This is a genomic window from Pseudoalteromonas sp. P1-25 (assembly GCF_001401805.1).
Classification (GTDB): domain Bacteria; phylum Pseudomonadota; class Gammaproteobacteria; order Enterobacterales; family Alteromonadaceae; genus Pseudoalteromonas.
Genome location: NZ_LKDW01000002.1, coordinates 24,083 through 36,678, shown reverse-complemented (window position 1 = coordinate 36,678; position 12,596 = coordinate 24,083). Strand labels below are relative to the sequence as shown.

General features: G+C 40.8%; 11 protein-coding genes. 5 read left to right on the top strand and 6 right to left on the bottom strand.

The window, feature by feature from the left end; translation table 11 throughout:
• The first annotated feature begins 32 nt into the window (after nucleotides 1-32).
• The gene (locus AN393_RS01735) at nucleotides 33-497 is read left to right on the top strand and encodes a methylglyoxal synthase (RefSeq protein WP_055014093.1); all 465 of its coding nucleotides are present in this window, start codon (nucleotides 33-35) and stop codon (nucleotides 495-497) included.
• Between the two features lie 11 nt (nucleotides 498-508).
• On the opposite strand, the gene yegD is transcribed toward AN393_RS01735, so the two are convergent.
• The 6 genes from yegD to AN393_RS01705 form a co-directional block, all read right to left on the bottom strand.
• The gene (yegD, locus tag AN393_RS01730) at nucleotides 509-1,873 is read right to left on the bottom strand and encodes a molecular chaperone (protein WP_055017159.1); all 1,365 of its coding nucleotides are present in this window, start codon (nucleotides 1,871-1,873) and stop codon (nucleotides 509-511) included.
• Between the two features lie 61 nt (nucleotides 1,874-1,934).
• Nucleotides 1,935-2,777: a DNA ligase gene (locus AN393_RS01725; protein ID WP_055014095.1), complete on the bottom strand. Its 843-nt coding sequence runs from the start codon at nucleotides 2,775-2,777 to the stop codon at nucleotides 1,935-1,937.
• Between the two features lie 33 nt (nucleotides 2,778-2,810).
• Complete coding sequence (locus tag AN393_RS01720) at nucleotides 2,811-3,467, bottom strand: HAD family phosphatase (protein ID WP_055014096.1); 657 nt, start codon at nucleotides 3,465-3,467, stop codon at nucleotides 2,811-2,813.
• A 53-nt stretch (nucleotides 3,468-3,520) separates the two neighbouring features.
• The gene (locus AN393_RS01715) at nucleotides 3,521-3,820 is read right to left on the bottom strand and encodes a hypothetical protein (protein ID WP_055017158.1); all 300 of its coding nucleotides are present in this window, start codon (nucleotides 3,818-3,820) and stop codon (nucleotides 3,521-3,523) included.
• A gap of 104 nt (nucleotides 3,821-3,924) precedes the next feature.
• Nucleotides 3,925-6,189 (bottom strand): TonB-dependent receptor, encoded by a 2,265-nt coding sequence (locus AN393_RS01710; RefSeq protein WP_055017157.1) that lies wholly within the window; start codon nucleotides 6,187-6,189, stop codon nucleotides 3,925-3,927.
• Between the two features lie 405 nt (nucleotides 6,190-6,594).
• A complete protein-coding gene (locus tag AN393_RS01705; RefSeq protein WP_055017156.1) occupies nucleotides 6,595-7,458 on the bottom strand; it encodes a mechanosensitive ion channel family protein in 864 nt (287 codons plus the stop codon).
• 198 nt (nucleotides 7,459-7,656) lie between these two features.
• Between AN393_RS01705 and AN393_RS01700 the strand changes: the two genes are divergently transcribed.
• The 4 genes from AN393_RS01700 (at nucleotide 7,657) to AN393_RS01685 (ending at nucleotide 12,564) form a co-directional block, all read left to right on the top strand.
• Nucleotides 7,657-7,863: a hypothetical protein gene (locus AN393_RS01700; protein ID WP_004587392.1), complete on the top strand. Its 207-nt coding sequence runs from the start codon at nucleotides 7,657-7,659 to the stop codon at nucleotides 7,861-7,863.
• Nucleotides 7,864-8,074: 211 nt separating this feature from the next.
• Nucleotides 8,075-10,210, top strand: a complete 2,136-nt coding sequence (locus AN393_RS01695; protein WP_055014099.1) for a M3 family metallopeptidase — start codon at nucleotides 8,075-8,077, stop codon at nucleotides 10,208-10,210.
• 103 nt (nucleotides 10,211-10,313) lie between these two features.
• Nucleotides 10,314-11,177: a carboxylate/amino acid/amine transporter gene (locus tag AN393_RS01690; protein ID WP_055017155.1), complete on the top strand. Its 864-nt coding sequence runs from the start codon at nucleotides 10,314-10,316 to the stop codon at nucleotides 11,175-11,177.
• 55 nt (nucleotides 11,178-11,232) lie between these two features.
• Nucleotides 11,233-12,564: a glycerophosphodiester phosphodiesterase family protein gene (locus AN393_RS01685; protein WP_055017154.1), complete on the top strand. Its 1,332-nt coding sequence runs from the start codon at nucleotides 11,233-11,235 to the stop codon at nucleotides 12,562-12,564.
• Nucleotides 12,565-12,596: the final 32 nt, after the last annotated feature.

Sequence of the window (12,596 nt, the reverse complement as noted above, 5' to 3'; positions counted from 1 at the left end):
GTAGTATTTATTCACAAATAATAAGACGCAGCATGGAACAAAAAAAACAGTCGTTACCAGCCAATAAAAATATTGCCTTAGTTGCTCATGATGGAAAAAAAGCCGCGCTAAAACTATGGTGTGAAAAACACAAAAATACGCTTAGCAAACACACGCTTTATGGCACAGGCACTACAGGGCATCTGATTGAAAAAACAACAGGGCTTGAAGTTGTTCAATTATTAAGTGGCCCGATGGGAGGCGATCAGCAGTTAGGCGCAAAAATTGCCGAACATGAAATTCATGTATTGGTGTTTTTCTGGGACCCATTGGCCTCGCAGCCACATGATCCGGACGTGAAGGCACTTCTTCGTTTAGCCGCTGTTTGGAATATTCCCGTGGCCTGTAATGAAGTCAGTGCCGATATGCTTTTGAGCTCACCACTTATGGATACAGAGCTGGAACGTACTTTGCCGGATTACGAAAAGTATCTCGCAACCCGGCAAATCAATCTTTAAAGTTTTTTAGGTTACTTATAAAGCATGCTGGCCCATTTTGTTAGGCCAGCTGTAACACTACCAAAGTGATCTCCGTTCACCATTTTTATATCACCTAAATGCTCACTTAACGCCGCTTTAATAAGCGGTGACTGCGCACTTCCGCCCGTTAAATAAATAACGTCTGGGGTGGTGGCTGCATCGGTAATTGCTTGTTTGGCAAGCGTAACTATTTGACTAATACTGCTTTCTACTGCAACCGCTAAATCACTAACCGATAGGTTTTTATTAAGATCACTATCTAAAAAATGTAGGTTGCAATCAAATGTACTTGCAGTTGAAAGTGCTATTTTAGCCGCCTCACCTTGTTGAACTAGTTGATGACCTTGCTTATTTTGCTGTAATTGTATTAAGCGTTTGTAAAGCGCAGGCGCACTTACATCGCGTAATTGTGCGGTGAGTTCTCTGTAGTGGCTTTCACTGTAAAACTGGCTTTGTAAATTTACATCGTTAATTTTACACGCTTGCCAAAAGGGTTGGTTTGGTAAAGGTAAGCCCGATTTAAAGGTACTGCCCAAACCAAGCAAAGGCATTAAGCCATGAAAACTAAGGGCTATATCTAAGTCATTTCCGCCAACACGTTTACCGCTGTGCGCTAAAAAGTCATTATCGCGTTCACTTTTACCTTTAAAGCTTGGCCCCATTTGTACAAACGAGCAGTCGCTGGTACCACCGCCAATATCTATAACTAATACTTTTTGATCTTCAGTCAAACCACTTTCGTAATCAACTCCGGCTGCAAGCGGCTCATATAAAAAATCAACATATTTAAAGCCTGCGCGTTTTGCAGCTCGCTCTAAAATACCAAGCGCTTGCTGGTTTGACTGCTCACCGCCAACGGCCTGAAAGTTAACAGGACGCCCAATAACTGTTTGGGTAAGTGCTTTATCAAGCGAAAGCTCGGCGCGTTGCTTTATTTTTAAAATCATTGCGGTTGCAATGTCTTCAAAAAAATTAATTTGCCCTTGCTTTAATCCTGTGGCACCAAAAAATGATTTAGGAGATTTAACAAAATAGCCTTCTTCAGGAAACTGCACATATTCACTAATAGCTTCACGGCCAATAAAAAGCGTTTCATCTGTAGGTTGTAAATCCAGGTCTGACTTAATACGCGGGAGTGTATTTAATAAAGCTTGGCGCTGCGTTAAAAAGTCATGCTCGTGTGCTGTGCCTTTTACATGCTTTGCCACAAAGTCGACAACTAATGCGCTATGGTGCGTATAAAGAGTAGAAGGTAAATAATGTTTTCCTTGCTCAAGTGGCACTAACTGTACTTCCTTTTGCTCCATAACTCCCATGGCACAATTAGAACTACCGTAATCAAAACCTACAAACATACTTCACCATACATTAGAAAAAGGCCGCGCAATTTAGCATACTTTGCCAAAGTTATAAACGCTAATGACCCTCCCTTACCCTTAAAAAGCTCGCAAAACGTGGTAAACCATGTTTTGTTAAACCGTGGTACCGATATGTTACCGTGCTACCTATAGCCGGCGGTGTTTGGCGCTGTTTGTTACTAAAGCCCGTGCCTATTTTAAATATTTGCCCGTGGGGCGTTTTTACTTTTAATGCACCTAACATACCGGTGTATTTTCCTTTACCGGGTAAATGTGCAATAACAACTGCTTCAGCATCTAGGTAGGGCTTTAATTTTAATAATGTATTACTGCGTCCGCTTTTATATTTAGCATTGGCTAAATGCAGCATCACCCCTTCAGCCCCTTGCTTAGTTAAATCTTCAAAGTACTCTGTTAGTTGGGCTGTGCTGGTAAAGCGGTGTTGCTTAACTGCAGTTATATGCTGCTTATTGATTTGTTTTACCAAGGCTTGGTAGTTTTTATAACGCGTACTAAAAGGAAGGGTTGCATCTGGCATATCAAATATTTGAAAGCGTATAGCCTGCCAATCTGAATTACGGGGATGCTTAGTTCTTACAACCCCACTGACCAAAGAAAATTGAGCCCGTGCTATCCACAACTCTCCATCTAACCAAACATCGGGTAAAGGCGCCGTAAACCAACTCGGGGCATTAATCGCATTTCCTCTGCGGGTAATAAACTTATCACCCGTCCATATTGCTCTTACACCATCGAATTTTTCACTAACGAGGTATTCACTAATATCACCATGCTTAGATTCATCATATACTTTTGCCAATAACACTTGAGGCTGCGCCGCAAACGTAAGCGATGAACCTATTAAAATAACAATTAAAAGTAAGTACTTTAGCTGAGCCATTACTGCATCCCTGCAAATAAAATAAGGCTTTAACTATAGTTGAGATTCTACCCACTGCCAAAACTCACCTAGGTCAGCCATTTTATAGGTCGCCTTAGTAAAGTCATGGTCAACTGTGTGATGATTTGCAATGGCAACAACACTAACCTGTGCATTACTTGCAGCGCAAACGCCCGTATAGGTGTCTTCTACTGCAATTGCATGCTCTGGGGCTACATGTATGTGTTCAAGCGCTAAAAGGTAAGGATCGCCTGCAGGCTTTGGATTTGCTACATCATCTTTTGTCACTACCGTATCAAATAACTCATAAAAACCTAGCCCTTTTAAAATAGGTATGGCTTCGCTGCGAGCACTACCGGTAACTAATCCCATTTTTAGCCCACAGTTTTTAACAGCGTGTAAAGTTTGCTCAGTAAAAGGCATAACAGGCGGTAAATTAGTTTTTACGTATTCACCAAATAATCGATATTTTTCATCTGCTAAAAACTGTGCGCTGACGTTTAAATTATGCTCATTTTTAATATCAATTGCAGCTTCTAACGTTGGGCGCCCTGAAAAGCGCTGACAAAACTCCACTTCGTTATAACTTACATTGTAGGGTGCAAGCAGCTGGCTCCAACACGCAAAGTGCATGCTTTCAGAGTCAACTAACGTGCCGTCCATATCAAACAATACTGCGTTTAAACTCATCCTCATTCCTTAAATTTTAACGTTAAAAAAGGCGCCTAAGCGCCTTTATAATATTATGCTGTTAAGCCAGCAGGTGGCTCCGCAAATGCTTCTTCACCGGTTTCAACGTCAACCAATTCGTAGCCTCGGGCTTTGCGAACAACCTTAAGTACAGGTTTTTCTAGCGCCGTTTTTAAACGTTCGGCATCAGCGGCTAATTCATCAAGTGTGGTACCAAAAGGCGCTGCGCCTGTTTCTGACCAATTAGTTACTTTGCCATTTAAGTTATATTCTACTTCGTGTATTTGGTATTGCGCTGCTTCGTCTTTCGTTGCTTCACAAAAAATTACACGGTAGTTCCAAAATCCAGCCATTTGTTTATCTCATTCAATTTAATTAACGCTACTTTACCAGCTTTATAAAAACATAAAAGCCTGCACAAGGCAGGCTTTTAAAATTAATCTAATTTAAGTTAGCTTTAGAAAAAGTTAACTTTAAATTCAGCGCCAATGTAGCGCTCTTCATTAACAATACCTGTATTGTTATTGAAGTCTACCGCACCAATTGCTTGTTGCTCATCAAATAAGTTACGAACAAATGCAGATACTTGGTACTCGTAGTCACCTTCAGCCCACTCATAACCTGCACGTAAACCTACTTCTGTTAATGCTTTACCTTCAAACTCTACTGAATCATAAAGAAACATGTTAATTTCGCTACGGTAAGAAATATCACCTAATGCGAAGAAGTTGCCATCTTCAAGCTCTTTGTTATAACGAAGGGTAAAGTTAGAGATCCACTCCGGCGCATGCGGTAAGCTGTTGCCATCAAGTACCGCTAAGCCTGCATCGTTAATAGGGTCATTTACGATACATTGAGCACACACCGCTACAGCTAACTCATCGTCTTTAATTTCAGTTTTGTTGTAGCTTAAGTTAAATGTTGCATTAAACTCATCGCTTAATACCCATTCTGTATCTAGCTCAAAACCGTAGCCTGTTGTTTTATCAGCGTTAACTAGGCGGTTAAAGTTAGCACCACCACCTACAGCAGTAAGCTGTTGGTCGTCCATTGTGTAGTAAAATACCGTTGCATTTACACGGCCTTGACCGTCAAGAACGTCTGATTTAATACCAGTTTCGAATGAAGTGACGGTTTCTGATTCAGCCGTTGTTACGTCATCACCAAATAAAATACGGCCTTGTAAGCTAGGCGCGCGGAACGTGTTTGCTACACGGCTGTACCAGTTCACATCGTCATTAACTTTGTAATTTGCTGATAAATCCCAGCTTACGTGGCTGTCGCTAACACTACGCTCTACGTATAAAGCACCACCGCCAATTGGGCTAATTGTACGGTCTGCAACAAAATCTTTTTCGTCATCAGAGTAACGAAGACCCGCAGTTACTTTTAACTTATCTGAGAAGATGTAATCTACTGAGCCAAAAATAGCCCATGCTGTTGTGTCTTGTTGTTGCTGAACATAACCGTTTAAAGCGCCAGCAGGTGAAGAGAACGTATCGTAACTAAAGTTTTCGATTGTAAGCTCTTCATCAAAGTAAAAAAGACCAACTTGGTAGTTGAAATCTTCGCTAAAGTTACTAGCAAGGCGAAGCTCTTGCGTTAACTGGTCTTGCTCAGGAATACCATCCGCACTTTCTGAAGAAAATGGAATAAAACCTGGACCCATGTAATCTGGGATATAAGAAGCACCGTAACCACCATCAATGTCGGCACGTGAGTATATTTCTGCACTTTCCCAACCTGAAATAGAGGTTAGCGTGTATTCATCGCTAATATCCCACTCAAGCTTTAAGCTTGCGCCTTCAGATTCAACTTGCTGTGTGTTGCGTACAGCAGCATCTTGATAAACAACATCATGCTCGTAGTTGTCTACTAAATCATTTGAGCCAGCTTCAATAACATTTGCACGAAACGCAATTGGTGAGCCGTCTAAGTCACGCGTGTGGTAGTTTAGTAAAGCAGTAAAGTCATCGCCTTCGTATAAAAACTGAATACGCGCTGCTTTTTCTGTGTAGCCGCCCTGCTCGTCTTTCGCTTCAAAGCCAGGCGCTTGGTTATCGATGTAATCATCTTTATCTTGCCATAGCAAAGAAACACGTGCAGATAAACGGTCAGTTAGTGCACCACCTACAGCGCCCTCAGTATCTACAGCGCCACGGCTACCGTAAGAAACAGCACCGTAACCTTCAAATTCTTGACTTGGTTTAACAGTGTCAAATTTAACTAGGCCAGCCGGCGTATTACGGCCAAACAAAGTACCTTGTGGGCCACGTAGTACTTCTACACGCTCCACATCAAATACAGGAAAGCCTTTTAAAATAGCATTTTCTTGAACTACTTCATCAACAACTAATGAAACAGGTTGTGAAGCATTAAGATCGAAATCGGTATTACCCAGACCACGAACATAAAAACGAGGGAAAGAACGTCCAAACGATGATTCGATTGAAAGGCTTGGAATTTTCGCACTCATAAAGCGAATATCCATACCAGCAGAACTATAAGCATCAAGGTTATCACCTTGTAATGCAGATACAGCAACAGGCACTTCTTGTGCATTTTCTACACGTTTACGAGCAGTAACTTGAATAACTTCTAATTGGTTATTTTTTTTTGCTGTTTCTTCTTCAGCAGCAAGAGTAGAAACAGAGGTACCAGCTGCAGATAATAAAGCAGCATTAATAATGGTCGCTATTGCAGTTTTTTTGATTGCTTTCATGTCGGGTATTAACCTTTTGTATGCACTCTTGTTCAACGGTTTTTTGTGTTGCGCAATGTATTCATTGCGGGTTCGGCCAATTTTTCGCGACTAAAAAGTTGCGCGGACCTCATCACCGAGAGTACAAAAACGGAGTAATGAGGCTGAACGAACGATGCAGATTATACCATTGTATTACAAATTTACTGCATAAATATGTACAAAAAAGTAAACTTTTTTGCAACATTTAACCACATTTTCTTGCTTTTTTACCCTTATTTAGATGCAAAAGGCTAATAATGCGGACATATGTCCTTATCATCAAAACCCACTTTAAAGTAGCAAAATATATAACCTGACAAATAAACCCAATACAGAAACACGCAATTAAAACCCACCAATGCCACTAAATTTTAAAAGCTACATTTATTGAGTACGCTTTAGCGCTATTTCTCCATCAATGTGAATATCGCGCTGTGGGAATGCAATCACCACATCGTGTTTTTCAAAAACGGCATAAATACTAAAGCGGATATCGCTACGTACTTTTCTGAGCATGGTTTCTGACTCTGCACAAACCCAAAAAACCGCATTGAATACAAGAGAGCTATCAGCAAAGTCATCAAATAAAACAGAAGCTGTTGGATTTGCTAATATAGCATCATGCTCATCAAGCACTTGTTGAATTAACTTTTTAACAAGCACAACATCTGAACCATAGGCTACGCTCACGCTTACCGACGAACGTGCATTACCATCTATTAGCGTCCAGTTCGTCACGGTGTTTTCTAAAAGCTGGGAATTAGGTATCAGCATATGTACACCATCGTTTCGGCGGATACGGGTAGAGCGTGTATTAATAGTTTCAACAACGCCTTTTGCGTTACCCACTTCTAAAAAATCATCAATGCGGATTGGGCGCTCCCACATTAATATCCAACCGCTGATAAAGTTATTAATAATATTTTGCGCGCCAAAACCTACCCCTATGGCTATGGCTCCTGATACAAAAGCAAAGGCAGTAAGTGGAATATTTAAGACCTCTAACGAGGTGAAAATAAGTATCGCAATACTCAAAATAAAGTAAATGCGCGTAAACAGATGGACCGCATCTTGGCTTATTTTTTTAGCCAGCAGTGTTTTTTTAATAAGTTTGCCAATCCGCGTTACTACAAACCACATAGCAAATAAAATTAAAGGGACCTGTATAACCTTAGCTACGGTGATGTGCACGTCGTTGTAGGTAAAAATGACAAAGCTAAGATAATGTTGAATATGTTCGAGCGTCATATGTTTTCCAAAGTCTTATTCATTGTTTGTTGTTTGTTCAGTAAAAATTTAGTGTGGTTCAGTCTTCGCTAAGCTTAGCACGGCATAATAGGGTTAAGTCGCTAAGTTAATAGGTTTAACGTTTTTGTTTAAACAATTTATTAACTCTTTATTGCACCGAGTGCTATATAAATAGTGTACACGCACTGGAGATTACATATGTCACAACTTACTTTAAATCAAAGACTCGCCACTTTGCAGCCGCAGGTAGACTTAAATTTGTTTGAAAGCAGCCTAGATTATCGCAATAAAATTTTGTGTCTTCTTGCTGAACAAGAACAAACACTGGCGACAATTAATAAAGAATTTGGCCAGCAATCAAATAGCTTTGGTTCTGAAAAACGCTTTGTGCTTGGCTATAACTAACCTTTTAAAACACACACAATACAATATTTAAGTAGCCTTACGCTTATTTTTAAGGCTACTTTTACCTCCAAAACGCATTTTTAGTAGCTAATTTGCGTTTAAATCCCGCTTAATACCGATAAACTTTATTGTATAAACGCCAAAATTTGATAAGTTAACTGGGTTTTCGACTCGAAAAGCCTATTTCGGCTCATCTTTTTATGGAGTTATTATGCGTAAAACACTGATCGCCACTACTATTGCTAGTGCCCTAATCCTATCTGCTTGTTCATCTAACGAAACTCAGAACACAGCTAAAGAGAGCGCAGCACAAGTGCAAGATATGAACGCAAACAATGTATTATTCAAACCAAGCCCATTACAATACATGGCGCCAGAGTTTGATAAATTTGGTACAAAAGACTACGAAGCAGGCTTTGATGCAGGTATTGCTCAGCACACTGCACAAGTTCAAGCAATTGCAAACAACCCAGAACCAGCAACATTTGAAAATACACTTGTTGAGATGGAAAAGTCTGGCGAATTGTTAAACCGCGTATCTGCTGCTTTTTATAATCTATCGGGTTTAATTTCAGATGACGAATACCAACGTATAAGTAAAAAAATGGCGCCGGTATTATCTGCTCACTCTGATGACATTTACCTAAATGGTGCGTTATTTAAGCGTGTACAAACTATTTACGATAATAAAGATGCACTTAACGCTGAAGATCAACGCTTAGTTGATTACTACTACAAGCAGTTTGTAAAAGCTGGTGCTAAGTTAAGCGATGCTGAAAAAGCAAAAATGCGTGAAATAAACGCTCAGCTTGCAAAACTATCTACCGCGTTCTCTCAAAACATTTTAAAATCGTTTAAAGAAGACGTAATTGTAGTGACTGACAAATCTAAACTTGCCGGCCTATCTGAAGGTGAAATTGCAGGCCTTGCAGCCGCTGCTAAAAAAGCAGGTAAAGAGGGCTACATGATAACTTTGGTTAATACTACTCAGCAGCCAATTTTATCAAGCCTTGAAAACCGTGAGCTACGCGAGCAAATTTTTAAAGCCTCTACAAACCGTGCTGCTAAAACTAACGGTCCTATCATTATTGAAGAAACAAACCTGCGTGCACAAAAAGCAGAGCTATTAGGCTTTAAAGATTGGGCATCGTATGTAATGACATCGCGCATGGCACAAACAACCGATAACGTGTACGGCATTTTAGATGACCTAGCACCAAAAGCAGTTGAAAAAGCCAAAGCAGAAGCGGCCGCTATCCAAAAAGTAATTAACGATTCAGGCGAGAGCTTTGAGCTTAAGCCCTGGGACTGGGCGTTTTACGCAGAAAAAGTACGTGCTGAAAAGTACGACCTAGACCCAGCGCTAGTTAAGCCATACTTTGAAATGAACTCTGTGATCCATGATGGTTTATTCTTCGCAATGAACAAGCTGTACGGAATCACTTTTAAAGAGCGTAAAGACCTACCTGTTTACCATGAAGATGTAACTGCATACGAAGTATTTAACGCTGATGGCAGCGCTATTGGTTTATTTTACATGGACCCATACGCACGTGAAGGTAAGCGTGGCGGTGCATGGATGAGTGCATATGTAAGCCAAAGCGGCTTAAAAGGCACTAAACCGGTTATTTATAACGCACAAAACATTCCAAAACCAGCTGAGGGCGAGCCTACGCTAATGACCTTCGACGAAGTATCGACTATGTTCCATGAATTTGGTCATGCTGCGCACGGTTTATTCTCAAATGTTAAATACCCAAGCCTAGCAGGTACGGCTACAGCACGTGACTTTGTTGAGTTTCCATCACAAGCCCACGAAGACTGGATGATTGAACCTACAGTACTTGCTAACTACGCTAAGCATTACAAAACGGGTGAGCCAATTCCACAAGCATTACTTGATAAAGTACTAGCATCGCAAAAATTCAACCAAGGCTTTGGTACTACTGAATACTTAGCAGCTGCTTTACTTGATATGGAATGGCACTCATTTGGTTCTGATAAAAAAATCAGTGATGTTCAAAAGTTTGAAAGCGATGCGCTAAAAGCACACGGTATTGATTACTACCCAGTGCCACCGCGTTATAAATCAAACTACTTTAGCCATACGTTTGCCGGTGGTTACTCAGCAGGTTACTACGCCTACCTATGGACAGAAGTATTTGCAGCAGATGCCTTTGCACATATGGAAAATAACGGTGGCCTAACCCGCGAAAACGGTGACAAGTTCCGTGAAGAAATCCTATCTAAAGGTAACAGCCGCGACTTAATGCAAAGCTACATTGAGTTTAGAGGCCAAAAACCAACAACAGATGCACTTCTTAAGCGTCGTGGTTTAGTTGATTAATAACCTCGTTTATTAATTTTTGCTTTATAAAAGCCCGCTTGCGGGCTTTTATTGTTTATAACAGATAAACTAGCCACATTATAAATTATAAAAAACGACAATTATGGGCTATTTATTTGCTGTTACCTTACTGTGGGCTTTTTCATTTAGTTTAATTGGTGTGTACCTAGCAGGCCAAGTAGACGCATGGTTTAGCGTATTAATACGCGTTGCATTAGCCACATTGGTTTTTTTACCCTTTTTAAAACCTAAACTTACCTCAAAACCACTCGCACTAAAGCTTATGCTGATAGGCGCTGTGCAGCTGGGTGTTATGTACAGCTTTTACTATCATTCCTTTTTATTTTTAAGCGTGCCCGAAGTGTTGCTTTTTACTGTTATGACGCCGCTTTATATAACGCTTTTAAACGATGCGCTTAACAAACATTTTAACCCGCGCTTTTTTGTAGTGGCGCTTATCGCTGTGTTGGGCGCGGTGGCTATCCGCTGGGAAAACCTCAATAATCACTATATGTTAGGTTTATTACTGGTTCAGGGTGCCAATATTAGTTTTGCAACAGGACAAGTAACTTATAAACGTTTAATGGCCTCTAATCAGCTAGATGACAAAACCGTATTTGGCTGGTTTTTTATTGGCGCCTTGGTGGTGGCAAGTGCTTGCTACGTATTATTTGGCGATACAAGCAAGTTACCGAGTACACCTACCCAGTGGGGTATTTTAATATATTTAGGTATTGTTGCCTCGGGCCTTGGTTACTTTTTATGGAATAAAGGCGCAACCAAAGTAAATGTAGGCGTGTTAGCCGTTATGAACAACGTACTTATTCCTGCCGGCATTATTGTTAACGTGCTTATATGGAATAAAGATGCAGATATTATGCGCTTAAGTATCGGTGGGGTAATTATGTTAGCAGCACTGGCAGTCAATAAAGTAGGCACAAATAAACAGAACGTCACACCCTTGTAGTTAATTTGTCATTAAATACGATTAGGGTTAAGGAAAATAATATGAAGGATTAAACATGAAACACCTTACCCTAATAACAAGCTCTGTAATGCTGGCACTACTTAGCGGGTGCGATGACGATGTCGAAGTGGTAGAAAAAGAGGTGGTGGTTACCAATACCACTGTTGAAGTTGTTGAAGTACCTACGCCAGTGATTGTTGAAGTGGCAAAAGGCGATGCGCCAGATATTCAGTTAGGTACTCGTGCTGATTACCTAATTAACGATATGACTCAGAGCGATTTAAAAACAAAATTAGAATCGTGTAAAGATGGGCCATTTTATCGTACAGATTTTTCTATTGGCCATCGTGGTGCGCCTATGCAATACCCTGAGCATACGAAAGAGTCTTATATAGCTGCGGCGCGAATGGGAGCAGGTATTGTAGAGTGCGATGTCACTTTTACAAGCGACAAAGAGTTAGTGTGTCGCCACTCTCAGTGCGATTTGCACACCACCACCAATATATTAGCCATTGATGAACTTGCCGCTAAATGCAGTGTGCCTTTTACGCCAGCTAACACGGCAAGTGGCACGCCTGCCACCGCTAAATGCTGCACAAGCGATATAACCTTAAGCGAATTTTTAACACTTGAAGGTAAAATGGATGGCGCCAATACCCAAGCCAGCACCGTCGATGAATACATCAAAGGTACGCCTAGCTGGCGTACAGACCTATACGCTACTAGTGGCACGTTATTAACGCATAAACAAAGTATTGAGTTATTTAAAAGCCTTGGGGTAAAAATGACCCCAGAGCTAAAGTCGCCGCAAGTTAGCATGCCTTTTGAGGGGATGACACAACAGCAATACGCACAAAAAATGCTTGATGAGTACACGCTATTAGACGTACCAAGCAGTGATGTGTACCCGCAATCGTTTAATCTTGATGATGTAAAGTATTGGATAAATAACAATCCTGACTTTGCAAATCAAAGCGTATATTTAGATGGCCGCGACAGCGAAGCGGGCTTTGACCCAAGTAACCCTGATACATGGCAACCAAGTATGGAAGCGCTGGTAGCCGATGGTGTTAAAATCTTAGCGCCTCCTATTTGGATGATGCTTACTATCGATAACGAAAGTAATATAGCCCCCTCACAATACGCTATTGATGCAAAAGCAGCGGGGCTTGAACTAATTGCATGGAGCCTAGAGCGTTCGGGGCCTCTTAACGAGGGCGGTGGCTATTACTATCAATCGATCGCTGATGTTATTGATAACGATGGCGACATGATGAAGGTCGTTGATGTACTCGCGCAGGATGTAGGCGTTATAGGAATATTTTCGGATTGGCCTGCGACCGTAAGCTACTACGCAAGTTGCAATAAAATGCCTGCAAGTATTTAAAAAACGTATTATAGCGGTCGTTTATTTTTTTG

Bases quoted from the DNA above. Each gene is read 5' to 3' on its own strand.
- AN393_RS01735 (WP_055014093.1), top strand. From the start codon at position 33: ATGGAACAAAAAAAACAGTCGTTACCAGCCAATAAAAATATTGCCTTA.
- yegD (WP_055017159.1), bottom strand. From the start codon at position 1,873: ATGTTTGTAGGTTTTGATTACGGTAGTTCTAATTGTGCCATGGGAGTT.
- AN393_RS01725 (WP_055014095.1), bottom strand. From the start codon at position 2,777: ATGGCTCAGCTAAAGTACTTACTTTTAATTGTTATTTTAATAGGTTCA.
- AN393_RS01720 (WP_055014096.1), bottom strand. From the start codon at position 3,467: ATGAGTTTAAACGCAGTATTGTTTGATATGGACGGCACGTTAGTTGAC.
- AN393_RS01715 (WP_055017158.1), bottom strand. From the start codon at position 3,820: ATGGCTGGATTTTGGAACTACCGTGTAATTTTTTGTGAAGCAACGAAA.
- AN393_RS01710 (WP_055017157.1), bottom strand. From the start codon at position 6,189: ATGAAAGCAATCAAAAAAACTGCAATAGCGACCATTATTAATGCTGCT.
- AN393_RS01705 (WP_055017156.1), bottom strand. From the start codon at position 7,458: ATGACGCTCGAACATATTCAACATTATCTTAGCTTTGTCATTTTTACC.
- AN393_RS01700 (WP_004587392.1), top strand. From the start codon at position 7,657: ATGTCACAACTTACTTTAAATCAAAGACTCGCCACTTTGCAGCCGCAG.
- AN393_RS01695 (WP_055014099.1), top strand. From the start codon at position 8,075: ATGCGTAAAACACTGATCGCCACTACTATTGCTAGTGCCCTAATCCTA.
- AN393_RS01690 (WP_055017155.1), top strand. From the start codon at position 10,314: ATGGGCTATTTATTTGCTGTTACCTTACTGTGGGCTTTTTCATTTAGT.
- AN393_RS01685 (WP_055017154.1), top strand. From the start codon at position 11,233: ATGAAACACCTTACCCTAATAACAAGCTCTGTAATGCTGGCACTACTT.